Below are 24,204 nucleotides of genomic sequence, written 5' to 3' on the forward strand. Positions count from 1 at the left end.
TCCAGATATCAGACAAATCTCATTCGCTATGAGGGCTGTTATCAATAGGCTTGCGTCTGCTGCTCGTCGTTTGTCACACGGTTTGTCGTGGGGTTGTCGACAAAGGTCTCATCACGTTGATGAGTAAACATGTTTATTTATTCAGTAGGAAGTCAATCTCATGAAGAGCATCAAGTTTGTTTCCGCAGTCGCAATGGCCGCAGGCATTCTGGTGATGGGCAGCGCTCAAGCATCTGACGGCGGCACGCTGACGATCACCGGTCGCGTGGATGATCAAACCTGCACGATTCGCGGCGGTGCCGGTACTGATGAAGGCACGGGCAACATCGCTGTGGCGCTGGAGCCGGTTGCTGCAGCAAGCCTGACAAAACTCGGCGACCAAGCCAACCACAAGCCGTTCAACCTGGTTATTGGCGGTCCGGGACAAGGTTCGTGCGAGGACGGCAAGGTGGCGCGTCTGACGTTCCGCACGGGCGATTCCGTTGATCCGGTTACCGGCACGCTGCGCAACACCATTGGGGTTGGTGGTGCGTCCAACACCAACGTCCAACTGACGAAGGGTACGGCCACCGACACGATCGACCTGAATAACCCGGCCGAATACATTGATTCGCCCGTGATCGCAGGCAACACCGCAAACCTCCGCATGGGCGCGCAGTACTACGCCACGGGCGCGGCAACGTCGGGTCCGGTGAACACTCGCGTGCAGTACGAAGTGAACTACAACTAAAAGTCACCTTGTGAAAAAGACATCGGTGCCGCATGCGGCACCGATGTTGTGACTCATCAACGAGAAACTGTATGAACAGCGTGTTGCGTTACATCGTGGCCGGTTTGGCCGTTGTGGTTGGATTGTTCTCGGCTGGTGCTGACGCTACCGTTGTCATTAGCGGCACACGTGTCGTCTACCCCGCAGACGAGAAAGAAGTTACGGTCAAACTGAGCAACGAGGATAAGTCCCCCTCATTGGTTCAGGTCTGGCTGGACGACGGCGACGAGAATTCGACGCCCGATACCGCAAAGGTTCCTTTTACGGTGGCGCCACCGATCTTCCGCATGGACGGAGGTAAGGGTCAGGCTATACGCCTGATGTACACCGGTGAGCCGTTGCCCACCGACAAGGAATCACTGTTCTGGGTGAATGTGTTGGAAGTGCCTCCCAAGGCCGAGAATAAGGAGGGGCGCAATATGCTGCAATTTGCGTTCCGTACCCGTATCAAACTGTTCTTCCGCCCCGCCAAACTGGCTGGTGACGTTGACCACGCTGCAGACAAACTCAGCTGGAAGCTGATCTCTCCCGAGGCAGGCAAAGGGTTGGCATTGCAGGTTTCCAACCCCACGCCGTATTACGTCAACTTTGCCAAGGTTGGCCTCGGTATCGACGAGAAAACCGTGGGTGATGAGGGTGGCGGCATGGTGGCGCCTGGACAGAGCACAACGTTTCCGCTCAAGGGCGTGACCCATATCCCATCCGGTGACGTCAAAGCCGATTTCACGGTCATCACCGACTACGGCGCGCTGGTCAAGAAGGAAGCGCCGATCGCGCGTTGACCACGTCGCGTAGCTCTAGCGCATATCGCCTCTGCTGAGGCGGTAGTGCTGGCTGCCTCCCCGCCTAGGTGGGGGGTGATCGCAAGTCACGCACGCAAAGTTCTCCCCAGTTTCTATTGCTGATGCCATCTCTAACGAGGTGGCAAGGCCGCCTGCTGCTTTTATCTGGAGAAGGTAAGGATGTTGCCTCGTGACGCCATGACAAAACAGGCGCGCGCTCTGGGCCTGCCGCGTGGCTACGTGCTGTCTGCGATGATCGCTGCAGCACTGGCACCAAAGGCCTATGCCGAGCCAACAGAGACGGACGCGGCGCCCTCAGCCTCGGGGACTGTGACGTTCGACCCTGACTTCTTCCCGAAGGGCACGGCCGCCCGCATTGATATTTCTCGCTTCGAAAAGGCGGGCTATATCACTCCCGGTACTTATCGCGCTGACGTGGTCCTGAACCGGCAGTGGCGCGCGCGTGAAGACATCACGTTTGTGACGGAGTCCGGCTCGCAAGAGACGCAACTGTGTCTCGACGCGCAATCGCTCTCGCGCTACGGCGTGGATGTCTGGAAAGTTGCCATGGCGGCAGCTGAGGGCAAGGCTGAACGGCTGCCGGAAGGACGTTTCTGCGCGCCCCTGAGTCGCTACATTCCTGACGCGACCATGAGTTTCGATATGGGTAGCCAGGAGCTGACGCTCACGGTTCCCCAGATCTACGAACAGCGCCAGGCGCGCGGTTATGTCGACCCTTCGCAATGGGATGCGGGCACGACGGCAGCCACGGTCAGCTATAACGCAAACGCCTATACAAACAGCGGCGGTGCCAACTATTCCAGCGGGTACCTGGGGATGAACGCCGCAGTTCACCAAGGTTCGTGGCACCTCTATCACCAAGGTTCACTGAGCCTGTCGTCCGTCGGTGGATCGGGCTACCAGTCTGCGGCAACCTACCTTCAGCACGACTTACCAGCCTGGCGCGAACAGCTCACGGCTGGTGATCTGTTCACCTCCGGCGAGATGTTTGACAGCGTGCGCGTGCGTGGCATCCGTCTGGCGACGGAAGATCGCATGCTGCCGCAATCGCTGCGCGGCTTTGCTCCGGTGGTGCGCGGTGTTGCCGAAACCAACGCGCGCGTTGTCGTTCGCCAAAACGGCTACGTGATCTACGAAACCAACGCGGCCCCAGGCCCGTTCGTGATTGATGATCTGTACCCCACCGGGTATGGCGGTGACCTTCACGTGGAAGTGACAGAGGCCGATGGGCGCGTCAAGCGCTTTGTCGTCCCGTTCTCGACGGTGGCCCAGTTGCTGCGCCCCGGTGTCGACCGGTGGAGTGCGACCGTAGGTAAGGTCAACGGACGGAATTTGCAGGACGCCCCCAATATCCTGCAGGGTACGTACCAGCGTGGCCTTACCAATCTGCTGACAGCTTACGGCGGCGTTACGCTGGCTTCCGGCTACCGCTCGGTGCTTGCAGGTGGTGCTGTGAACACCGATGTTGGTGCGTTCTCGATGGACGTCACGCAAGCGCAGCAGTCGGTGTCGGGGCAGTCCACGTCCAACGGTATGTCTGTGCGGTTGGGCTACAACAAGAACATTGTCGATACCGGCACCAACTTGGCTTTTGCTGCCTATCGCTACTCCACCAGTGGATTCGTGGGGTTGAACGATATGGTGGCCGTTCGCGATGCCGCAGCTCGTGGCTTGCCGACCGATACGGTGCTGCGTCAACGCAGCCGCGTCGACGTGAACCTGGCGCAGTCTCTTGGCCAGAAGGCTGGCTCGCTCAACGTGTCGGCCTCCATGCGCAACTACTGGTCGGGTGGTGGCAGTCAGTTGGACTACACCATTGGTTATTCCAACCAGTGGCGCAACCTGACCTACAGCGTTACCGCACAACGTACGCGTGAATCGCTTTCTGCCCCAGGCCGATGGAATGATTTCAACCAGATCCCTGGCGCGATCGATTCACCCACGCCGACGATTGATTCCCGCTGGGATACGCGAGTCTTCTTTATTGTAAGCATCCCCCTGGGCTCGAAAGTCACCTCGCCGACGGTGATGGCGACGCACAACTATTCGCAGCGGGATGGCAGCAACAGCCAGGTCGGCGTCTCCGGCAATGTCGGGGAGGACCAGCGTATCGGCTACGGCATGACCGTGAGCCGCAATGACGGTAGCTCGGCATTGAGCGCCAATACACGGTATAGCGGCGCCTATGGCCAGGTTGGCGCCAACTACAGCCAGGGCAGCGGGTATCGCCAGGTTGGCGTTGGCGCATCGGGCGGACTTGTCGTCCACGGCGGGGGTGTGACGTTTGCTCCGTCGTTGGGCGACACCATTGGCCTGGTGTATGCCCCGGATGCTGCCGGGGCCCGCGTACAGGCGGGCCAGGGCTCTGTCGTTGACAGCAAGGGCTACGCCATCGTGCCGAACCTCAACCCATACGAGCTCAACACGGTCACGCTTGACCCGAAGGGCATGTCGGCCGGCACTGAGCTGAAGTCGACCACGGTAAGCGTTGCGCCGCGTGCGGGCTCGGTGGTCAAGCTGACGTATGAGACCAAGGCCGGGCGTGCGGTGATCATCGACAGCCAACAGCCTGACGGGAAACCGCTGCCGTTCGGCGCGCAAGTTGAAGACGATCAAGGTACGAACGTTGGCGTGGTTGGTCAGGCCAGTCGCGTCATCGCCACGGGCTTGCTGGCTTCGGGGGCTCTGACCGTGCGTTGGGGCGAAGGCGCAGAGGACAGTTGCCGCATCAACGTGACCCTGCCCGACAAGTCGGCTACCAGCGGCTATGAACGCCTTGACGCGGTTTGTGAGCCGGTCACGTCGGCTGCGCCGGCAGCGGAGCCACGCAGTCTTTCCAGCGACTTCAGCCAGGCACCACAACCCAATGGCGCGGTGCTGACGAAGGCGCGCTTCTCCTCCATGCGGTCGACACCGTCACCGCACACTGAAATGCAGGGCTAACCATGCGACAAAGCTCTTCGCCAACGCGCAAGCTCTGGCGCTCATTGGCAGCTTTTGCGCTGTGTGGTGGCGCCTCTTCCGTAGCCTTGGCGCAATCCAACGTGAACGTGACCGGGCAGTTGACTGCGAGAACGTGCCAGTGGGGCGTCGGTGGCGGTGACCAAACCATTACGCTCGATCGGATCAACGTCTCTCAGCTCAGGCTGGGGCAAGTGGCCGGACTGAAAACGTTCAACCTGTCGCTCACCAACTGCAGCGCAGGGATGGTCAGCGCAACGTTCACCTTTTCGGGCACGTCTGATGCCACCGACAAACTGCGCTATCGCAACACCGGTAACGCAGCGGGGGTGGCCGTCGAGCTGCAATCGAGCGACGGCAAGACGATCGGCGCTGATGGCACCGACAACCGGCGAACGGCTACCGTCACAGGCAATCAGGTGACGCTGCCCCTGCAAGCGGGTTACTGGCGGGTTGGGGCAAGAGCCACAAGCGGTACCGTCAATTCCTCCATCACGTTCTCGATCCAGTACAACTAGTCGAGAGCTTGTGCGGGCTAGCACGCAGACAGTGTGTGCCGCATGCTTGCCCCAGCACTCGAAGCGAAGCGCATGCGCCGGCGTTGTTCTCAACGCTGGCGTTTTCTTTTGGGCAACAGACCCCACCGACCGTCGCACGCCCCCCATCGCGCCATGAAGGCGCTGCCCACGCCCCACCAGGCGCTAACGAAACCAACGCACTCCACGACAACGGTCTTTCCCTGTAAAGGCCAAGGACCGCTTTCACCATCAAGATGCCTGCTTTGCCGAGCGCAACGACTACCCCACACGTAAAGGGCCTGCCTCAATGTGCGCACGTACAGATGGGGATTGAGGTGGTGCACAAACGGCAGCCCTAACGGACGCATCGTGCGCGATCAACGGGGAGCGGGGAGCGGACTGCGTCGAGACGGCATGACCCCGAGCAGGGCACCCAGAGCGGAAGCGTTTCAGAAGAGGGGGCGCTGAAGCAAAAAAAAAAGAGCCCCGGTTTCCCGGAGCCCTTTCCCTCACATGCCGCACGTTCGACCCGTTCGCCCTCAAGGAAGGGCAGGGTGAACAAAAACCAGAAGACGAACAGGTCTTACATGCGCGCTAGAGACTACGTGGTGGCTTACCAGTAGAAGCCGCCACCCACCACTGCACCCACTTCACCGCGGGTGCTGGTGTTGACTGCGCCCTTGACGACCCACTTGCCGTCCTTGGTCATGTACGACGCACCAACGGCCATGCCTTGCTCACCGCCGTACGTGCTGCCCGACAGTGCCATGAACGTCTTGCCCGGCATCGACGACTGAGGCAGACCTGCAATCGCCATTGCTGCGGCCACACCGCCCATCGCGTCCTGACGTGCGCTGCGCACGGTGTTGTTCATCTGCTGCACGTTCACAGCGTCGGTCGGGGCCGTACCGGCGGCCACGTTGGTGATCTGGCGTTCAGCGCCTGCAGCGCCCACCGACACCGCGTTGTCGCGGTCAGCCACCGAGCCTGCGCCCAGCGCCACCGCGTTGTTGCCGGTTGCACTCGAACCCTGGCCCACTGCCGAGCTGTTGTTGCCCGATGCCACTGCACCTTGGCCGATGGCCGAGCTGTTCGAGCCGGACGCAACCGCACCTTGGCCGACAGCCGAGCTGTTCTCGCCCGATGCCACAGCACCGTTACCGATGGCCGAGCTGTTCTTGCCCGAAGCATCTGCGCCCTTGCCAACGACCGTGCTGTTCTCGCCGGTGCCGACGGACCCTGATTCCAGCTCCTTCACGCGGTCATCCAGACCACTCAGGTCGCCCAGGTTGTCCTTGATGGCACCAACCTTGCCTTCCAGGTCACCCACTGAGCCTTCCAGATTGCCGGTGCGCGTCTCCAGGTCGCTGGTGCGGTCTGCCAGCTTGTCGGCGCGGTCTTCCAGATCGCCCAGGCCTGCATCGACCTTGCCCGACAGGTCATTCATCTTGCCTTCCAGGTCTGTCTTCACACCATGCAGCTGGTCGCCCGTGATGGCATCCGAGCTACCTGCCTCGACACGGCCGTTGCTCAGACCAGTCAGCGTGCGGGTAGCGCCGCCCATGCCGGCAAAGTTCACCGTCGAACCACCGCTGTTGGCCGCCACCGTGATCACACCCGAGGTCGCGTCCTGCTGCACCAGACCGATCGTGCCGCTGTTCATCTCGTTACGGATGTTCGTGATGTTGCCTTCGGCAGTCGTCATGCGGTCGCCCAGGTTGGTCACGTTGGTGTTGATCGTCTTGATGTCACCTTCAGCGGTTGTCACGCGGCCGTCCAGGTTGGTGATGTCCGTCGCGTTCTTGGCCACAGCCTCGTTGGTGTCGTGCAGTTGTGCGCCGTTCACCGCATCGGTGCTGGTGGCCGACAGCTCGCCCTTGGCAACGCCAGTCAGCGTGCGCTCGCCAGCCGTGCCGGCAAAGTTCACCGACGTGCCGCCGCTGGCCGCGGCCACCGTGATTGCACCCGAGGTTGCGTCTTGCTGCACCAGGCCCACCGTGCCCGAACCAATCTGGTCCTTCAGGTTCGTGATGTTGCCTTCGGCAGTCGTCATGCGGCCGTCGAGGTTGGTCACCACGTCGCCCACGTTGTGCACGGTCTTCGTGCCACCGCTGCCGTCGCCGACGGTGAAGCTCGGTGCCGTGATCGAACCATCCGCATTGACGGTCGAGCCCGCGCCAATGGCCGAGGCCACGCTGGTGGACACGCCATGCAGCTGCGAGCCGTTGATCGCATCGGTGCTGGTGGCCGAGACTGCGCCGTTGGCAACGCCAGTCAGCGTGCGATTGCCTGCCGTGCCGGCAAAGTTGACGGCTGCACCGTCAGTGTCCTTGCCAACCGTCAGGTCAGCACCGGCAGCAGCCTGCTGCACGAGGCCGATGGTGCCGCTGCTCAGGTCGGAGCGGATGTCGCCGATCGCCGTTTCATTGTTCACCACGCGGTTGTCGAGGTTGGTCACCACGCTGCCCACGTTGTGCACGGTGGTCGTGCCACCGCTGCCGTCACCGACGGTAAAGCTCGGTGCCGTGATCGAACCATCCGCATTGACCGTCGAGCCCGCGCCGATGGCCGAAGCCACGCTGCTGGACACGCCATGCAGTTGCGAACCGTTGATCGCATCGGTGCTGGTGGCCGAAACTGTGCCGTTGGCAACGCCCGTCAGTGTGCGATTGCCCGCCGTGCCGGCGAAGTTGACGGCTGCACCGTCGGTGTCCTTACCAACTGTCAGGTCTGCACCAGCAGCGGCTTGCTGCACGAGGCCGATGGTGCCGCTGCTCAGGTCGGAGCGGATGTCGCCGATCGCCGTTTCATTGTTCACCACGCGGTTGTCGAGGTTGGTCACCACGCTGCCCACGTTGTGCACGGTGGTCGTGCCACCGCTGCCGTCACCGACGGTAAAGCTCGGTGACGAGATCGAACCATCCGCATTGACGGTCGAGCCCGCGCCAATGGCCGAGGCCACGCTGGTGGACACGCCATGCAGTTGCGAACCGTTGATCGCATCAGCGCTGGTGGCCGAAACCGCGCCGTTGGCAACGCCCGTCAGCGTGCGGCTTGCACCCGCGTTGTTGGTGAAATCCACAGCCGCGCCGTCGGTGTTCTTACCAACCGTCAGGTTGGCACCAGCACCGGCTTGCTGGACGAGGCCGATCGTGCCGCTGTTCATGTCGTCGCGGATGCTGCCGATGGCGGTCGTGTTCTTGGCGATATTGTCGTTAGCCGTCGTCAGCGCGCCATCGAGCGCACCCAGGGCACCGCCCACGGTGGTTTGTGTGCCGCCGTTGGCCAGCGTGTACGTCGGGCCCGTCACCGAACCGTCCGCATTGATTGTGGCGCCGCCGCCCAGTGCGGTCACGACCGGCGTGAGCTGCGACACGTTCACTGCGTCGGTGCCTGCCGTACCGGCGGCCATGTTGACGATGCGGCGCTGCCCACCGACGGTGGCATTGCCGACCGACACAGTGTTGACTTCGGTTGCAGCCGAGCCGGCGCCCAGTGCCACCGCGTTCGATGCAGTGACGCTGGCGCGATTACCCATGGCCACGCTGTTATTGGCGTCAGCGGTGGCAGTGGCTGCAACAGAGGCGCCGCTACCGATCGCGACGCTATTGGTCGCGGTGTGCGTGACGGTCGGGGTCGTGGGGTTGTCGCGATAGCCGCGAACCGATGCGTCAACGCCAAAGGCCTGGCTGCCCGCCGCATCGGCATCCACGGTTGCGCGAATGCCAAGGGCGGTGCTCGATGCTCCTGTTGCGCGAGAGGCCGAGCCGAATGCCATGGAGCCGTTGTTGCCGGTTGCCCGGGCATCGCTACCAAAGGCGATCGATGGGCTGCCGCCAGCTATGGAAGTTGATTGGGCACCAGCACCGATTGCAATGTTGTTGGCGTTGCCGGAGATCGTTGAGGCCGTCGTGCCGCCCACCTTGACGAGGGTGTCGTCCACCTTGGTCGACAGCACGCTATCCAGTGCGGTGAGTGCGCCACCCACGGTGGTTTGCGTGCCACCGTTGGCGAGGTTGTAGGTCGGGCCGGTGACGGCGCCCGTGGTGGTGTTGATGCTGGCGCCGCCACCCAGTGCCGTCACGGCGGGCGTGAGCTGCGACACATTGGCGGCGTCGTTTGCTTGCGTGCCGTTGCTTACGTTGACGACCTGACGCGTGAAGGCGGTCCGGGCGGTTCCATCCGCATTCGTAGCGACATCGTTGCCGACCGAAAACGCATCGGCGCGGCTCGTCCCGGTGTTCTGGCCGACCGAGGCCGAACGTGCTCCGGTGGTACGGCTGTTGAGACCGATCGCGACGGCTCCGCCTGCTGTTGTGGTTGCCTGGGTTCCCAGCGCAACGGTTCCACCGCCCCCAGCAGAGCGGCTACTTGTACCGATTGCGATCGCACTGGAGTTGCCGTTGGACGCTCCGTAACCAATCACAATCGAGCCACCACCGCCTACGCTTGCCCCCGAGCCGATGCCAATGCTGCCGACGGCTGTCGTGCCGATGTTGGCGTTGCTGACCGTCGCGCCGCCGATAGCAATGGCATTGGACACGTCCTGAGCGGTGGAGTAGAAGGGGATGTTTGAGCCAGCGCCAATCGATGTGTTGTTGCCGCCAGTGGCACCAATGACCCCCCCACCCGCAGCATAGTCACCTGTAGCCATGATGGAGGCGCCGCCCATCAGGCCCATTGAGCCGCCTGTCGCAATAGCATCCGTGCCAATCGAGCTGGGTGCCATATTCACCATGGCGATCTCCTGCTCGACAGCATCTTCTTCCTTGTTCGTGCCTGCGCGCGCGATGCCGCCCGGCAGCGCCAGTGCGGCCGCCACAGCAAGGGCCATGGCCGTCTTGCTCGTCTTCGTGCGGCCCTTGGCCAGTTCCGATGCGACAACCCAAGTGCCGGTGGCGGTGTTGTAAACCGTGCGATAGATTTTGTTCATTGCCCTTTCCTTCCGGTTAGTCATAAGTGACAAGGTCAGGATAGGGATGGGGTGGCTTTCGCAGAATGAGAAAAGTCCTAAAAATGTGCGTGTGCACAACCCAGAAAGCCGCGCCGTAGCGCCATTTGAGGCAGATCAAAAACACAAAGCCCCCGCACGGGGGCGGGGGCTCGGCCACCGCTTTGCAGCGGTACTACGACGTGGCCATTTCCTTCTTCGTGCTGCGGGTGGCAAAGCGTGCCGACAGCGCCTTGCGCGCGGTGTCCAGCGCCTCGCCCTTGCCCGAGACCTTGAGTAGGGCATAGCCCTCCAGCGAAGCGGTCATCAGGTCACTGCCCAGGGCGAGTTGCGAGTCGCGCATCTTTTCGACCACGCGGTCGATGCGGGTCAGGCGCGTGCGCAGCGCGTCAAAGCCGGCCAGGTCTCGGCGCATTTCGGGCACGTTGAAGTTGGGCGGCAGCACGTTGGGGTTGGCGCCCAGCACTTCCACTGCCTTGCGGCAGAAGGCTTCGGATTTGTCGCCCATTTTGACGAGCGCGCCGCGTTGCTCGGGCGACAGATCGATCAGGCTGACCAGCCTGTCTTCCAACGTCTTGATGGCGGCGTCAATGGCGGCAAGGTCGGCCGCGCTGGGCGCATAGGAGATGAGGTTTTGAGGCATCGTGTTCCTTGTTGAGTGAAACGAATCATGCCGATCCGGGGGGATGGCCGTCGCAAGGGTGGCGGGTGCGCTGCCCGCTCGCAAGGTTGGAGGTTGGTTGGCGGCGTACTTTCAGAAAAGGCTGATGCCGCAGGTCTGAGCTCCGCTGTCGGACCTCAAAGGTGCGACGGCGGAGGTCCTGAGGTCCGGTGTTGCACCTAAAAGGTGTGCGCGCGGACCTTTGAGGTCCGATGCCGGAGGTGTGGAGGTCCGACGCCGGACCTAAAAGGTCCGGGCACGCAGCTCTGAGCTGCAACGTTGGAGGTCAAAGCGGCGATGCCGGAGGTAGAGAGGTCCGCGCCTGCACCTCAAAGGCGTGACGGCGCGGGTTTGAGGTCCGGCAGCGGAGGTGGGTGGTGCGGCTGTTGAGAATCAGACTCTGCGCATCATGTGCGTCGCTATAATTGCGACCGCTGCCGCACCAACGGTAGCCGGGCGTAGCAACCCGCACAGCTGTTCCTAGAGAGACTATCGCGCAAGCGATGGTCCGCCTTCGTTCGCTTGTGTTTCTTATGGCGGGCCGGGCGGGGAGACCTTCGGGTCTGCCGGTCGTTCTCTAGGGGCCGGTTTGCTACCCCCGCCGTCAGGCCCGCCACCCCGTGTAGCAACGAGATGGCGAGCCTCTAACGCAACCTAGAGAGGCCGACATGCCATCTGTCTTCAGCGGGCACCGCCCCGCGTCCTATCCATCTCCCCCCATACGCCGCCCCCAACCCTGCCGGTCAGGAGGCGCGCAATGATGACCCCTGCCCAACGTCGCGTCTACCTGACCGGCGCACTGGCCGCGCGGGACTACCTCCGCCATACGCAGGCAGACCTGCGCGTCCACCGCCAGCTCCGGCCCGACACATTGCGCTGGGAACTGGCCTACACCAGCAGGCAACCGCCGGAATATCGGGCGGGGTTTCTGGATGGCATCTGCGCGTTCGTGTCGATGGTGTTGGAGGGGTGTCAGATCAACCCTGATACGTGGGAAGTGCTTGCCGCCATAGAGCGGGCTGGCGAGAGCCAGTAACACACAGAAAGACGCATTCCCGAGACGGGCGGGAGTGCCATCGGGCCGGTGCAATGCCGTGCTCTTAGCCACATGTTGGCGATCGATTTCCACATTTAAGAGCAGTCTGATAACGCTTCTGATCACTTGTATTCAGAATCAGGCGCGTAATTCCGGGCCTGTCCATGAGCTCCGCCGCCTGCACGGCCGAGCTTGCGCTGAGACCTCTGCGTCATACCTCTGTGCATTCATCCGCGCAGCGCACACGCCGGTTGGTCAGGCCACCTCTTCCCAAATTTCAATGATGAGGTGACACATGTCCTTTCGCCGTTTCATGGCCGCTTGCCTCTTCGTGATGGGGTGCGGCGCCAGCGCTGTGCAAGCCGGTGTGACCATCGGAGGCACGCGCGTGATCTATCTCTCCAGTGACAAGGAGATGTCGGTCTTCCTGACCAACGAGGGTCAGCAACCCGTGCTGATACAGACGTGGGTGGATACGGGCGACCCGTCTGCCACGCCCGACACGATCCAGGCGCCGTTCATCGTCCGGCCGCCGATGTTCCGCATGGAGCCTGATGCTGGTTACGCGGTGCGCCTGAGCTACACGGGTGAGCCGCTGCCGGATCAGCAGGAAACCATGTACTGGTTCAACGTGTTGGAGGTGCCGCCCAAGGCGAAGGACGCGGCGGATGCCAATCGCGTTCAGTTTGCAACGCGCACACGCATCAAGCTCATCTTCAGGCCGGTCAATTTGCAGGCCAACGCTGCGCAGGCCTTCAGGCAACTCCGCTGGAAGTGGGTGGCGGAGGCGGATGGAGAAGGCCCCGCCCTGGAGGTGACCAACCCTTCGCCGTACTACGTCAACTTTGCCGATGTGGGGTTGAAGGTCGACGGCGTGCGCAAGCTCATTGACCGCGGCGGCATGGTCGCACCGGGGGGCAAGACGCTGTTTTCGCTGGTGCCGCTCAAGCTTGCCGATCGCCCGGGGGGCGACGTCAACGCCAGCTTCAATGTGATTGCCGATTCCGGTGAATCCAGCGAGCAGGACGCCCCGCTCGTGCCTTGACCGGGCTCGCGTTTGAATCCGTATGCATGAGTCTGTGGATGGAGCGTCGGCGATGGCTCCGCAGGAATGTTTGATTGGCCAGCCATGGCCGCTCTGAAAAATTGGAAGGATGAGCTAGCGATGTTGATCAAGAGAATGATGTACGGCCTGAGCGCCGTTGCCGCGCTCCACGTTTCACACAGCGCCTATGCCGTGACCTGTGTTGGCGGAAACTACGTGACGCAAGCCTTTGCGGGGAACATCGCCGATAGAGGGCTCGGATCTCTTGGCACATATACGGCCGTGCCGCAAGGGACGCCGTGGACCGCCCGCTGTACCCCGGGAGGCACACCCGACAGCCTGGTGCTGACTAGAACCGGGGGGTTTGGCGGCACGCCGGACATCCTGCTGCTGAACGCGGCAACCAATCGATATGGTTTCCGGGTTCGGTACGGCACCACCATCCTCAGTAACCCCGGCGGCACGACAGGCACGCGCTCGGTGACGATTGGGACGTTTGCCACGGGCGGCACGCCCACCTATACGTCCGGCGCCAGTGCCATCTCAGTTGAGGTGATCAAGCTGCGCAACGACGGCACCACGTTCGGGCTGGGGGCGCTTCCCGTTGCGCAAGCGCGATTCGCGAGCAATAGCACGATTGGCTACAACGTCTATATCAACGTGACGACGATTGCGCCTCCGACGTGCAGCACCGGTGCGAGCATCACGATTCCGCTGGGCGATGTTCTGGCCAGCTCACTCACTGCTGCTGCACCTGCTTCGCCCGTTCGTGGGCCGGTGAACGTGGCCCTGGCTTGTACGGCCGCACCGCGCGTCACCATGACCTTGCAAGGGACACCGGTGACGGGCACTACCGATGTGCTGCCTTTGACAAACGTAACGAACGTGGCCCGAGGTGTGGGGGTTCGGCTGTTCTATCGTCCGCAGGGTACGACCACCAATACGGTGCTCATTCCTGGTCGTGGGGTGTCGGTGTCGACCGCTGCTGCTGACTCGCTGAGCGTGCCTATCCTGGCCCAGTACTACCGCACCGGTAACGTGGTCGCTGGTGCTGGGAATGCCTCTCCGATATTGCGGTTTGACTACGACTAAACGAGGCTCGCTGATCCGGGCAGGATGCTGCATCGAAGGAAGGGGGCTTGAACTACGCGGTTCAAGCCCCTTTTTTCATGCCGATGACCCAAGACGGAGCGCGCATGGGCTGGGGAGAACCGGCTACCAAGGCACGTCGCGATAGGGCAATGTGCACTACTCAGAATTGGCTGATGGATTCGGCCCCCGCATGCCACCTACACTCCGCGCTCTTCAATTTCCGAGCGCGGCGGGGGTATGGAACACATCCGGCAATACACACGGGGGCTACGCCCCCTTGGCTTGGGCCAGCTGAGCGCGATGCTCAACACAGGCGTGCTTGTCGCCACGATGGTCCATAGCCTGCCCGCCGCTGCGCAAAATGCACCGCCTGCCGGCACGCGCTTGCCTTCGAGCGGATCGCTCCTGCAAAGCAACCCGGTGTTGAACGCCCCCACCGAGCCGCAAGGCGGCGATGAGGTCAAAGTGGAAAGGGCGCGTGCCGCCCCCACGCCGGAAGCGTCTGCGGATCAGGCGGCGGTACACGTCGCCCGAATCGAAGTCGACAACGTGCCGGCGCAGTTGCAGCCGCAGGTGGATGCCGTTGTCGCGCGCTATCGCGACCGCGACATGACGTTGACGGACGTGCGCAACGTGGCGGTTCTGGTGACTGGCGTTCTGCTCGACAACGGCGAGACCATCTCCTACGCCTATGTGCCGCAACAGAAGATCGTCGATGGCGTGGTGCGCTTGCGCATCCTGCGCGGGCATGTGGAGGCGATCCGGTTGCGGCGCAACGACTCGCCAGTCAAGGATGGTGTGCTGCAGGGCTACCTGGACAGTGGCATCTCACCCGCTGGCGATGTGCAAACTGCGCAGGAGCAGCTCACGCGCATGTCCGATCTGCCGGGCATGGGTGCCGTCAAGCCGATGCTGTCTCCTGGGCAGACACCCGGCGGCACGATCCTGACTGTTGATGCGGACGCTGGCACTCGTGTCAGTGGCGTATTCGTGGCGGACAACGCGGGCACCCGCGTGAGCGGGCGCAACCGCCTGGGTGCGCAGGTTGGCGTCAACAGTCCGTTGGGGCTGGGTGATCGGTTTCAGGCGGTGTTCTACGGTGCTCCGTCGTTCCTCCAGTTCAACCATGACAGCGATGGCGGCAACACGCTGATCGGCCGCGTCTCGTATGACATGCCGGTGGGCACACGCGGCGCGCGTGCGGGCGTGTCGGTATCGCGGGTCAACTACACGTTGGGTGGGCTGTACAACGACCTGGGCGAGGGCAATGCCACGGTGTACAGCCTGTACGGCAGCTATCCGCTGGTGCGCACGCCATCAGGCAATCTCGATTTCAACGCCAATCTGGACTACAAGCGCCTGTCCGATTCGTTGTTTGATGACGCGAACCAGCGCTGGGCGTCGGTCGTGTCTGCGCAGGTCTCGGGCAGCAGGCAAGGGGGGCTTGCCGGGTTGCCGAACATCTTCCAGTACCAGGTCGGGGTGACGGGCGGCGACCTTCACAACCAGGACGCGTGGAACGGCGCCCAAACGCGTGGCACGTATTTCAAGGCCACGCAATACGCCAAGCTCTCGCAAGTCCTGCACCGTGGTGTCTATCTGGATCTGTCGGTGCAGGGGCAGCAGGCTTCGCGCAATCTCGATGGCTCGGAGAAGATGTCGCTGGGCGGCCCAAGCGCCGTGCGTGCCTACAGCAACGATACAGTGAGTGCGGATAGCGGCCATATCGCATCGGCCCAACTCAATGCTGCCGTGCCGTTCATCAATGGGCTGACTGCGCAGGTGTTCTACGATCGGGCGCGGGCGACCGTGCAGAAGTTCGTCAGCCGTGGTGCCAACGCGCTCACGATGGAGGGCTACGGGTTTGGGCTGAACTACGTGCTTGCCAAGCGCGCTGAGTTCAACCTGACGCATGCGCGGCGCATGGGCAGTCACAGTTTGCTCGGCCAGCAGCATCGAGCGATGACGTGGTTCAACGCGGCTGTCCGGTTCTGACTGCGTGACAAACCAAACACGCTTGGGTAATCGGCAAGGATTGTTGCGACTGGCACCGCATCAGAATTTGCTGATAGTTGTTCACCCCCTCTCTTCCTAGACTCAGCGCCCCATCAATCATGAGAGTTGGAGAGGAAACGCGATGACAAAAACAATCGCCAATATCCGCCCGGTTGCGTTGGCGGCGTTGCTGCTGGCAGGAACGCAGGCGTATGCAGTTGGCACCGGCACGATCGCCGATGGCGTTGGCAGCATCAGCACGGCAGGTCGAAACACCACCGTCAATCAATCCAGCGACAAGCTGATCATCAACTGGGACAACATGAACGTCGGCAGCACCGAGACGCTGGCGTTCCGGCAGCCGAATGCGAATGCCTCTGTGCTCAACCGCATCAACTCGGTGGACCCGACGAGCATTCTTGGCACGCTGACTTCGAATGGGCGCGTGTTTATCGTCAACCCGAATGGGGTGGTGTTTGGTTCGGGGGCGCGGGTGAATGTGGGTAGCTTGGTGGCTTCGTCGCTCAACATTACCGACGACGTTTTCAAGAACGGCTGGCGGGCGGGAGATGAAAACATCTTGTCTTTCGAAGGCGGTGGTCAAGGCGATGTCATCAACAACGGCCGGATCAATGCGACCGGCTCCGTCATGCTGCTTGGCTCGAAGAAAGTCGAGAACAACGGTTCCATCAATAGCGATGGCGGCAACATCGCGCTTGCGTCCGGCGGTGGCATCTACGTCTATGTAGATGGCCAACGGCTGAGCGATTCCTGGAAAGGTCCTAGTGCCGATGCGCTTGTCAATAACAATGGTTCTCTCAGAACAGCCGACGGCAACGTCAGCATGCACGCCGCGGTCCTGGATGCCACCACTCGCAGTGTCATCAACAACACCGGAACGATCGAGGCCAGAAGCCTGACCCTCCAAGAAGGAGGGCGGCCCGAATTTGGTTATGTTGAGTTCTCGTCTGACGACGGCCTAACGGGTGGAGCCCATCGGGTCGAAATTGGCGGCGTTGTCGATGCTGCAGGCACGATCAGCGCGGCAGGCCACAACATCACCGTTAGCGGCGACGTATATGCAGGAAACGAGCTTGGTCTGTCGGGCAATGCCGCAACAACTGACAGTGCATCAATTCAAGCAGGCACGCTAGCCCTGTACTTCGGAGATTTCGATCTCACGCGTGGCTCAATTGCAACCGACCACCTGTTTCTTAGCAATGTAGGGTCTGCCAACGTTTCCTTGATTGGTGCCTACGGGGACTACGACGGTACTCGTGTCAGCGCATATGGCGTTGAGAAGGATGTGCGCATCAGCAGCGCGGATGGTCTATTTACCGCAAACATGGACGTTGGCGGTAACGTAGAACTCTCGAGCCAGAAGGACATCATCTTCGAAGGGCGCTGGTGGGACCCTGAGGCAGCTTCAGTTCAGTCTGGCGGCAGCACCACCATCAATGCAAAGAACGTCTATAGCCAATTCCAATCCCCCTGGTCGGTATCGGCCATTTCCGCCGGTGGCGATGTCGCCATCAACGCTCAGGAGGGGGCAGACCTTTGGGGCGGCGTTACGGGCCAGAACATCAACGTACGGGCAAACGGTGATGTCACGACCGGCCATATGGCTGCCAAAGGCGACCTCGGTATCTCGGGTGGCGGCGATGTGCACATTCGGGGTGACCTCAGCGCCCAAGGTGATATGAGGATTGAGGGCAGGAACGTCTGGGCAGATACGTGGTCGTGGTGGCCTGTGTCTGCTGACGCTGTCTCCTACGTCACGCCATCCATTTATGCCGGTGGCAATCTGGCAATGAATGCGCGCAAAGACATTTCCGCACCGGGCACGATCACCGTTTTCGGCAACACAGCCATGCTGAATGCGGAAACGGGTCGTTTGCAGTTGGGTAACTTCCGAGCATTTGGTGCCTCCACGCTTCGTGGGGCTGAGGGCATCGTGATCAATGAATCCGTGTTTTCTGGTGCTGATCTCGCACTGGAATCGCTGGGTGATGTGGTCCTCGAGAAGGGGGCTGCGGTCGGCGGCAACCTGAACTACAAGCTTGCATCCACCAGCCAGGTCTTCAGCGGTGGCCCGGTTCAGGTGAGGCTCGAAACCACAGGCTTGCCTGAGAGCGGCGTTCAACCGCTGCAGTAACGCGGCCTTGATCACGCGGCGGGGCGCTCCTTGGGGAGCCTCGCCGTGGATTGAGCCAAACTACGACCAGTCCTATGTGGGTGGCCCTGAAGCGCCAAATTTAAGAGCAGTCTTATAACGCTTGCGCCCGTTGATCTCCAGAATATGCGCGTACGTTCGGGGCAGTCCAATTGCTCCACTGCAAGGTGCCAAGTTTCCACCCAGCCTTTTCTGGGTTTATGTGATGGCCGCCAGCGGTGGGGTGCGGCATCGTGCTGTTCCGGCCGGCGTAGTCTTTGTCGGGATATGGATGACCGATCCACCGGACTAGACAGACCAGATATCAACCCCGGGGATGCGGCACCGCTCTGAGTGCCTCTTTGACTTATAGGATTCTCTGCAATGGCATCTATCAACAAGCGTTGTCTGAGCCAGACGCTGGTTTTTTTGCTGCTCGCGGGCGCGGTTTCTGGTGCTGCACTGGCACAGACAGCGCCACCGAGTAACGTCACAGTCAACGTGACTGGCAGGATCGTTGGCTCGTGCGGGGTTGGATCGATCGGTCCCAACCCACTCAATCTCACCATTCCTGCGGTGGATGCCGGCACCTTGACAGCGGTCGGCGCAGTAGCCACCCCTCGTGCCACCGAGCAACTGCTTAGGATCAACTGCACTGGTTTCCCGGGTGTTCGTATGACGATGGCGATTGGTGGCACATCACCCGATCCAGCACAGAGTGTGCTGCCGAATACAGCAACTACAGGCGCGGCAACCAACGTGGGCGTACAGCTTTTCTACGGAGCGCAAGGCACTACCACAGCAAGGACGTTGCTACGGACTGGCACTAACTATGACTTCACAGGTGGGGCCGCGATCTCCATTCCTTTTTCGGCGCAATATTACGTTCTGAGGACCAATCCGGCGCCGACTGCGGGTACTGTCACGGCCACGGCCACTTTGACATTTACCGTACTGTGATCTGACATGCATGGCCGACAGTCATGCTGTTCAGCCAAGAGAAAAAAGCCGTTCCGATTGATGTCGGAGCGGCTTTTGTTTGGGGGCTCGGTTCTATCCGTTGAGGGCATCCTATCGATGCTTAACGGACCGGTATGCGTGATGTGAAGGTGCGATTTCCCCGGAGCTACTATCAACCCGGCGCAAAGAACCGCTCATGCAGCTCTTGCAGCCCCAACGTGCTGATCACCTCATGCAGCCGCTCGGTCGGGCGTTTGCGCGGCAGGTTCTTGTACTGCGCGATGATCAGCTCGTTCTTCATCGAGTGCTCCCAGCCGACCAGCTCCGTCACGCTCACCTGATAGCCGTGGGCTTCCAGTTGCAGGCAGCGCAGCACGTTGGTGACCTGGCTGCCAAATTCACGCGTGTGCAGCGGGTGGCGCCAGATTTCCGTCAGCGCATTGCCGAGCGACTTGCCCTTGTTCTTGCGCAGCACCCCGGCCACCTCTGCCTGGCAGCACGGCACGAGCACGATGTACTGCGCGTGCTTCTCCAGCGCAAAGCGGATCGCATCATCCGTGGCGGTATTGCACGCATGCAGCGCGGTCACGATGTCGATGGTGGCCGGCAGGCGGTCTGACGTAATGGACTCCGCCACCGACAGGTTCAGGAACGACATCCCCTTGAAGCCGAGCCGCGCGGCAAGCTCGGTCGACTTGGTGACCAGTTCCTCGCGCGTTTCAATGCCGTAGATGTGTGAGGCGCCGTCGCCCGGTTGTTCCTTGCAGAACAGGTCGTACAGGATGAAGCCCAGGTACGACTTGCCCGCGCCATGATCGACGAGCGAGACATGCCCCTTGGCCTGCTGCACGTCGGCCAGCAGCGGCTCGATGAACTGGAACAGGTGGTAGACCTGCTTGAGCTTGCGGCGGCTGTCCTGGTTCATCTTGCCGTCGCGCGTCAGGATGTGCAGTTCCTTGAGCAGCTCGACGGACTGGTTGGGGCGGATTTCGTGGGTCTTGTTGGACATCGTCAGGACAGCTTGGGCGGCGGTCGCACCGGTAGCGATGGGCGCGGCAGCACGGAGAAAAACGGGAATGAGGGCGCCAGTTTACCGAAAGCAGGACGTGCCCGTGCCTGGTTGGTTGTCTGCGGTCTGTAAAAAGACTATATTCGGTCCTGTCCGAATGTGCCAGGAACCACCATGCGCTACTCCTCTCAAGTAAAACCGATCAGTTATCTCAAGGCCAATGCTGCCGAGGTGCTCACACAACTGGCCGAGCAGCGGGAGCCGCTGGTGATCACCCAGAACGGAGAAGCCAAGGCCGTTCTACAGGACGTGGCTTCCTACGAAGAGACGCAAGAAACGCTCGCGCTGCTGAAGATCCTGGCGCTGGGCACGCAAGAGGTGGCAGACGGCAAGGTCAAGCCCGCGGGTGAGGTGCTGGCACGTTTGCGCGCCAAGCGTTCGGAGGGCTGATGGCCAAGGCGTCAGCAGCGTTTCAGGTTGTGCTCACGCAGGGTGCTGAGCAGGATTTGGAGTCGATCTACGACTACATCGCCGAGTTTGATTGCATCGCCAATGCCAACTATGTGCTCGACCAGCTTCAGGAGGTTGTGGAGAGCCTGACGATGCACCCGGAGCGCGGCAACTATCCGAAAGAGCTGGCGGCACTCGGCATCAAGGAGTTCCGGCAGACCGCGTTCAAGCCGTATCGGGTCATTTATCGCATCTCGGGCAACCAAGTCATCATCTACCTCATCGCCGATGGCCGGCGCGACATGCAGTCGGTGCTGTCGCGCAGGCTGCTGGGTGCCTGAGCGCACGATTGCACATCTCATGTCATGACGCCCGCGACGGGCGCCACTGTGTTTTCTCTGATTCACCTTTGTATGTCTGAACCGCTCAATGCCCCTCTTGTTGCTGTCATTGGCGCCGGCCCGGCCGGGCTGATGGCCGCCGAAGTCTTGTCCAACCAAGGCGTGCGCGTGGAGGTGTTTGATGCCATGCCGTCAGCCGGGCGCAAGTTCCTGCTGGCGGGCATTGGCGGGATGAACATCACGCATTCCGAGCCGCTGGATGCGTTTCTGGGGCGCTATCGCGCGCGCCGCGAACAGCTTGCGCCAATCATTGATCGCCTCAATCCCGACGCGCTGCGCGCGTGGATTCATGGGCTGGGCATCGACACGTTTGTCGGCAGCTCGGGCCGTGTGTTTCCGACGGAGATGAAGGCCGCGCCGTTGCTGCGCGCATGGCTGCATCGGCTGCGCCAGGCGGGTGTGCAGTTGCAGATGCGGCATCGTTGGGTTGGCTGGGGCGCGCCGTCGGATGCGGGTCGTGTGCAAACGCTGCGCTTCGATACACCGGATGGCGAACGCGTGGTGCAAGCGGATGCCGTGGTTCTGGCCATGGGCGGTGGCAGTTGGCCGCGCCTGGGCTCCGATGGCGCATGGGTGCCGCACCTGGAGGCGCGCGGTGTGCAAGTGTTGCCGCTCCAGCCTGCCAACTGCGGGTTCGATGCGAGTTGGAGCCCGTATTTTCAGGAGCGCTTTGCGGGGCAGCCGGTCAAGTCGGTTGGCATCGGTTTGCCGTCTGGCGACGACGGTGCGCTGGAGTTCCGCCAGGGCGAATTCATGGTCACGCAGACGGGGGTGGAAGGCAGCCTTGTCTATGCGTTGTCTGCGCCCATTCGCGATGCGCTTGCCGCTGCGGGTGAAACGACGATCTGGCTCGATCTGGCGCCCGGTTGGAGTGCCCAGCGCGTGCGCGATGAGCTGGTGCGCCCGCGTGGCGCGCGCTCGATGTCGAGCCATCTGCAGAGCAAGCTGAACATCACGGGTGTGAAGCTGGGGTTGCTGCGTGAGTGCCTGTCGAAGGAGGCGTTTGCCGATCTCGCACAGTTGGCGGTGGCCATCAAGGCGCTGCCGCTGCGCCTCACGCGCACCCGGCCGATCGACGAAGCGATCAGCAGCGCGGGCGGCGTGGCGTTTGAAGCGCTGGACGCCAACCTGATGATCGAGCGCCTGCCCGGCGTATTCTGCGCGGGCGAGATGCTCGATTGGGAAGCCCCGACAGGCGGCTATCTGCTGACGGCGTGCTTTGCGACGGGCGCGGCCGCCGGGCAGGGCGTGCTCGGCTATCTGGCAACGCGCTAGATCGTTGGGGCGTTAGCGCGCCTTCAGGCGCCACAGCGAGGTCACCTCAGCCACGCGTGCCTGATAGAGCGGGTCGTTTTCATCTGAGGCTTTCGGGTGCTTCGGCTTGATGTCCTGGCGGCCGACGACTTGCAGGCCGGCGGCGTCGATCATGGCGAGCAGGGCATCGCGCGTACGCAGGCCGAGATGCTCGGCAAAGTCCGACAGGATCAGCCAGCCCTCGCCACCGGGCTCAAGGTGCGCGGCAAGGCCGTTGAGGAAGCCGCGCAACATGGCGCTGTCCGGGTCATAGACGGCCCGCTCGATCGGCGAGCTGGGCCGCGCCGGCAGCCACGGCGGGTTGCACACGACCAGCGGCGCACGCCCTTCGGGAAAGAGATCGGCCTCGACAACGTCCACCTGGGTTTGCAGCCCGAGGCGCGTCAGGTTGTCTCGCGCGCAAGCCAGTGCACGCGGGTCCTGATCGGTGCCGACGACACGCTTGACGCCGCGCTTTGCCAGCACTGCGGCCAGCACACCCGTGCCCGTGCCGATATCGAACGCCAGCGCCTTCGACGGCAACGGCGCTTGCGCAACCAGATCGATGTACTCCCCCCGCACCGGCGAGAACACGCCGTAGTGCGGGTGAATCCGTTCACCGTCCAGTGCGGGAATCTCGACACCTTTCTTGCGCCATTCGTGTGCGCCGATCAGGCCGAGCAGCTCCCGCAGCGAGACGACCGACGCGGCAGCGCCTGCGCCATACGCTTCATAGCAGGCTTCGCGCATGTCAGGCGCGCGGCGCAGCGGGATGGTGTAATCGGCATCCAGCGGAATCAGCAACATGCCGAGCGTGCGTGCCCGCTGCGATTGCGCCTGACGGTGGAAGTTGAAGGCCTCGATGGGCGAGGTGGCTTCCTTGCGCGGCTTGCGGTCCGTGCGGCGGGACATCGCCTGCAGCAGTTGCCGCGCGTTCTGGAAGTCGCCGCGCCAGAGCAGTGCCGTGCCTTCGCAGGCCAGGCGGTAGGCGGTGTCCGCGGTGGTGCGGTCGTCGGCAATGACAACGCGCTTGGGCGGCGGGTTGCCGGCTTCGGAGCGCCACAGGGCGGTGTGGACGGCGTCGGTTTCAACGTCGGTCCAGGTGAGGGTGGGGTGGTCGGTCACGGGGGACATCGTAGGAAGCGGGGTAGGGCGCGGTAGTGGGCGACACGATACCGCTGGCGGTGCAAACGCACAATGCGGGGCAGGCGCCGGGCGCAGCACTCCGCTAGCGGTCGAGGGGCTTCAGGTGCTGCGCAATCTCGTCGGTCACGATCTGGCGAAGCGCCGGCCAGCCAATCGGCAACGGTACAAACACGCTGTTGTTGTCTGACGAGACGCAGCGCTTGATGTGGCTGACGTGGCCGTCGGCATCATATTGAACATGAAGGATGCGCGTGCTTGCGGACGGATGCCACGCCACCTTGCCGAGGAAGTACGTGCGAGCACAGCCGCGCTCGGCAGGGTCGATGACCAAGTCAAAGCCGGTTGTTAAGCGCGTGTGGAGTTCCTGTTCGGTCATGTTCTAGCGCCATCGCGCTGCTGTTCCAGTGCGGATTCAACCGCTGCGAGTTCTCGGGGCCGCGCTACGCGGTACTTCTGCGCAGCCGCCAGGATCGGCTCCTCGAGCAGTCGGGCGTACTGTGCGCGGCGCTGCGTGAAGGTGTCCCACGCCCAGCGGATCGGATGGCCTTTGTCGAGCCATGCCGCAAATGCTTCGGTATTGCCGGTGCCCGGCCACAGTTCGGCCCGAGTGACGGCACGCCAGAACGAGCGCCGGATCACCCGCCACATGATCACCGGGCGGGAGTAGTCCAGCCACACGACGTGTGTGGCGCGCGCCAGCACAACGTCCCGCACGCCGGGGTAGTTGCCATCGCAGACCCATGACGCGCCTGCCACCGCGGCTTGCACCCTGCGATGAAACTCCGCGGGGTCGTCGGTGGCCAGCGCTTTCCATTCCGGTTGCCAGTTGATGGCATCGAGCTCGATATAGGCGCCCTGGGTGGACGCGGCCAGCCGCCTGGCGAGCGTCGATTTGCCCACCCCCGATGTGCCGATGACAGCGATTCGCATCCGGATGCTCCCAGTCTTGCAAGGGGCACGAG

The 24,204-nt window shown here is 62.3% G+C and carries 19 protein-coding genes; 13 read left to right on the plus strand and 6 right to left on the minus strand.

Annotated elements, in window-relative coordinates:
- The first annotated feature begins 160 nt into the window (after positions 1 to 160).
- The 4 genes from ACS13N_RS24110 (at position 161) to ACS13N_RS24125 (ending at position 5,051) form a co-directional block, all read left to right on the plus strand.
- Positions 161 to 730: a fimbrial protein gene (locus ACS13N_RS24110; protein ID WP_438934110.1), complete on the plus strand. Its 570-nt coding sequence runs from the start codon at positions 161 to 163 to the stop codon at positions 728 to 730.
- 71 nt (positions 731 to 801) lie between these two features.
- A complete protein-coding gene (locus ACS13N_RS24115; protein ID WP_438934111.1) occupies positions 802 to 1,551 on the plus strand; it encodes a fimbrial biogenesis chaperone in 750 nt (249 codons plus the stop codon).
- A gap of 198 nt (positions 1,552 to 1,749) precedes the next feature.
- Complete coding sequence (locus ACS13N_RS24120; RefSeq protein ID WP_438934112.1) at positions 1,750 to 4,515, plus strand: fimbria/pilus outer membrane usher protein; 2,766 nt, start codon at positions 1,750 to 1,752, stop codon at positions 4,513 to 4,515.
- A gap of 2 nt (positions 4,516 to 4,517) precedes the next feature.
- A complete protein-coding gene (locus ACS13N_RS24125; protein WP_438934113.1) occupies positions 4,518 to 5,051 on the plus strand; it encodes a fimbrial protein in 534 nt (177 codons plus the stop codon).
- Between the two features lie 613 nt (positions 5,052 to 5,664).
- Here ACS13N_RS24125 and ACS13N_RS24130 read toward each other — a convergent pair.
- Both ACS13N_RS24130 and ACS13N_RS24135 read right to left on the minus strand, forming a co-directional pair.
- Positions 5,665 to 9,984 carry an ESPR-type extended signal peptide-containing protein gene (locus ACS13N_RS24130; RefSeq protein WP_438934114.1) on the minus strand — a complete coding sequence of 1,440 codons (4,320 nt, stop codon included), beginning with the start codon at positions 9,982 to 9,984 and terminating at the stop codon, positions 5,665 to 5,667.
- Between the two features lie 193 nt (positions 9,985 to 10,177).
- A complete protein-coding gene (locus tag ACS13N_RS24135) occupies positions 10,178 to 10,645 on the minus strand; it encodes a hypothetical protein (RefSeq protein WP_438934115.1) in 468 nt (155 codons plus the stop codon).
- 775 nt (positions 10,646 to 11,420) lie between these two features.
- Between ACS13N_RS24135 and ACS13N_RS24140 the strand changes: the two genes are divergently transcribed.
- The 6 genes from ACS13N_RS24140 (at position 11,421) to ACS13N_RS24165 (ending at position 18,943) form a co-directional block, all read left to right on the plus strand.
- Positions 11,421 to 11,699, plus strand: coding sequence for a hypothetical protein (locus tag ACS13N_RS24140; protein WP_438934116.1), 279 nt, complete (start codon positions 11,421 to 11,423; stop codon positions 11,697 to 11,699).
- A gap of 295 nt (positions 11,700 to 11,994) precedes the next feature.
- Complete coding sequence (locus tag ACS13N_RS24145) at positions 11,995 to 12,744, plus strand: fimbrial biogenesis chaperone (RefSeq protein ID WP_438934117.1); 750 nt, start codon at positions 11,995 to 11,997, stop codon at positions 12,742 to 12,744.
- A 120-nt stretch (positions 12,745 to 12,864) separates the two neighbouring features.
- Positions 12,865 to 13,836 carry a fimbrial protein gene (locus tag ACS13N_RS24150; protein WP_438934118.1) on the plus strand — a complete coding sequence of 324 codons (972 nt, stop codon included), beginning with the start codon at positions 12,865 to 12,867 and terminating at the stop codon, positions 13,834 to 13,836.
- Positions 13,837 to 14,136: 300 nt separating this feature from the next.
- Positions 14,137 to 15,831, plus strand: coding sequence for a ShlB/FhaC/HecB family hemolysin secretion/activation protein (locus ACS13N_RS24155; RefSeq protein ID WP_438934119.1), 1,695 nt, complete (start codon positions 14,137 to 14,139; stop codon positions 15,829 to 15,831).
- Between the two features lie 142 nt (positions 15,832 to 15,973).
- Entirely contained in the window at positions 15,974 to 17,986 is a 2,013-nt protein-coding gene (locus tag ACS13N_RS24160; RefSeq protein WP_438934120.1) for a two-partner secretion domain-containing protein, read from the plus strand.
- 381 nt (positions 17,987 to 18,367) lie between these two features.
- On the plus strand, positions 18,368 to 18,943 hold the full coding sequence (locus ACS13N_RS24165) for a fimbrial protein (protein WP_438934121.1): 576 nt from the start codon (positions 18,368 to 18,370) through the stop codon (positions 18,941 to 18,943).
- Between the two features lie 172 nt (positions 18,944 to 19,115).
- Here ACS13N_RS24165 and ACS13N_RS24170 read toward each other — a convergent pair whose 3' ends face one another.
- Complete coding sequence (locus ACS13N_RS24170) at positions 19,116 to 19,952, minus strand: class I SAM-dependent methyltransferase (protein ID WP_438934122.1); 837 nt, start codon at positions 19,950 to 19,952, stop codon at positions 19,116 to 19,118.
- A 174-nt stretch (positions 19,953 to 20,126) separates the two neighbouring features.
- Here ACS13N_RS24170 and ACS13N_RS24175 point away from each other — a divergent pair, with 174 nt between their 5' ends.
- From ACS13N_RS24175 to ACS13N_RS24185, 3 genes are all read left to right on the plus strand, one after another.
- Positions 20,127 to 20,402 carry a type II toxin-antitoxin system Phd/YefM family antitoxin gene (locus ACS13N_RS24175; RefSeq protein WP_438934123.1) on the plus strand — a complete coding sequence of 92 codons (276 nt, stop codon included), beginning with the start codon at positions 20,127 to 20,129 and terminating at the stop codon, positions 20,400 to 20,402.
- Entirely contained in the window at positions 20,402 to 20,743 is a 342-nt protein-coding gene (locus ACS13N_RS24180; RefSeq protein WP_438934124.1) for a type II toxin-antitoxin system RelE/ParE family toxin, read from the plus strand. The genes ACS13N_RS24175 and ACS13N_RS24180 overlap by 1 nt, the downstream gene beginning before the upstream one ends.
- Before the next feature lie 72 nt (positions 20,744 to 20,815).
- Entirely contained in the window at positions 20,816 to 22,078 is a 1,263-nt protein-coding gene (locus tag ACS13N_RS24185) for a TIGR03862 family flavoprotein (RefSeq protein ID WP_438934125.1), read from the plus strand.
- 12 nt (positions 22,079 to 22,090) lie between these two features.
- Here ACS13N_RS24185 and ACS13N_RS24190 read toward each other — a convergent pair whose 3' ends face one another.
- The 3 genes from ACS13N_RS24190 to ACS13N_RS24200 form a co-directional block, all read right to left on the minus strand.
- Complete coding sequence (locus ACS13N_RS24190; RefSeq protein WP_438934126.1) at positions 22,091 to 23,221, minus strand: methyltransferase; 1,131 nt, start codon at positions 23,219 to 23,221, stop codon at positions 22,091 to 22,093.
- 103 nt (positions 23,222 to 23,324) lie between these two features.
- A complete protein-coding gene (locus tag ACS13N_RS24195; RefSeq protein WP_438934127.1) occupies positions 23,325 to 23,618 on the minus strand; it encodes a hypothetical protein in 294 nt (97 codons plus the stop codon).
- Positions 23,615 to 24,172 (minus strand): toxin, encoded by a 558-nt coding sequence (locus ACS13N_RS24200; protein WP_438934128.1) that lies wholly within the window; start codon positions 24,170 to 24,172, stop codon positions 23,615 to 23,617. Before ACS13N_RS24200 ends, ACS13N_RS24195 begins: the two co-directional genes overlap by 4 nt.
- Between the last annotated feature and the right edge of the window lie 32 nt (positions 24,173 to 24,204).

Source organism: Ralstonia sp. 24A2, assembly GCF_051783885.1.
In the GTDB taxonomy this organism is placed as follows: Bacteria; Pseudomonadota; Gammaproteobacteria; order Burkholderiales; family Burkholderiaceae; genus Ralstonia.

Excerpts from the sequence above, each read along its gene's own strand:
- ACS13N_RS24165 (WP_438934121.1), top strand. The coding sequence starts at position 18,368 with ATGGCATCTATCAACAAGCGTTGTCTGAGCCAGACGCTGGTTTTTTTG.
- ACS13N_RS24155 (WP_438934119.1), top strand. The coding sequence starts at position 14,137 with ATGCTCAACACAGGCGTGCTTGTCGCCACGATGGTCCATAGCCTGCCC.
- ACS13N_RS24200 (WP_438934128.1), bottom strand. The coding sequence starts at position 24,172 with ATGCGAATCGCTGTCATCGGCACATCGGGGGTGGGCAAATCGACGCTC.
- ACS13N_RS24125 (WP_438934113.1), top strand. The coding sequence starts at position 4,518 with ATGCGACAAAGCTCTTCGCCAACGCGCAAGCTCTGGCGCTCATTGGCA.
- ACS13N_RS24170 (WP_438934122.1), bottom strand. The coding sequence starts at position 19,952 with ATGTCCAACAAGACCCACGAAATCCGCCCCAACCAGTCCGTCGAGCTG.
- ACS13N_RS24180 (WP_438934124.1), top strand. The coding sequence starts at position 20,402 with ATGGCCAAGGCGTCAGCAGCGTTTCAGGTTGTGCTCACGCAGGGTGCT.
- ACS13N_RS24195 (WP_438934127.1), bottom strand. The coding sequence starts at position 23,618 with ATGACCGAACAGGAACTCCACACGCGCTTAACAACCGGCTTTGACTTG.
- ACS13N_RS24150 (WP_438934118.1), top strand. The coding sequence starts at position 12,865 with ATGTTGATCAAGAGAATGATGTACGGCCTGAGCGCCGTTGCCGCGCTC.
- ACS13N_RS24120 (WP_438934112.1), top strand. The coding sequence starts at position 1,750 with ATGACAAAACAGGCGCGCGCTCTGGGCCTGCCGCGTGGCTACGTGCTG.
- ACS13N_RS24135 (WP_438934115.1), bottom strand. The coding sequence starts at position 10,645 with ATGCCTCAAAACCTCATCTCCTATGCGCCCAGCGCGGCCGACCTTGCC.
- ACS13N_RS24160 (WP_438934120.1), top strand. The coding sequence starts at position 15,974 with ATGACAAAAACAATCGCCAATATCCGCCCGGTTGCGTTGGCGGCGTTG.
- ACS13N_RS24140 (WP_438934116.1), top strand. The coding sequence starts at position 11,421 with ATGATGACCCCTGCCCAACGTCGCGTCTACCTGACCGGCGCACTGGCC.
- ACS13N_RS24110 (WP_438934110.1), top strand. The coding sequence starts at position 161 with ATGAAGAGCATCAAGTTTGTTTCCGCAGTCGCAATGGCCGCAGGCATT.
- ACS13N_RS24175 (WP_438934123.1), top strand. The coding sequence starts at position 20,127 with ATGCGCTACTCCTCTCAAGTAAAACCGATCAGTTATCTCAAGGCCAAT.
- ACS13N_RS24145 (WP_438934117.1), top strand. The coding sequence starts at position 11,995 with ATGTCCTTTCGCCGTTTCATGGCCGCTTGCCTCTTCGTGATGGGGTGC.
- ACS13N_RS24115 (WP_438934111.1), top strand. The coding sequence starts at position 802 with ATGAACAGCGTGTTGCGTTACATCGTGGCCGGTTTGGCCGTTGTGGTT.
- ACS13N_RS24185 (WP_438934125.1), top strand. The coding sequence starts at position 20,816 with ATGTCTGAACCGCTCAATGCCCCTCTTGTTGCTGTCATTGGCGCCGGC.
- ACS13N_RS24130 (WP_438934114.1), bottom strand. The coding sequence starts at position 9,984 with ATGAACAAAATCTATCGCACGGTTTACAACACCGCCACCGGCACTTGG.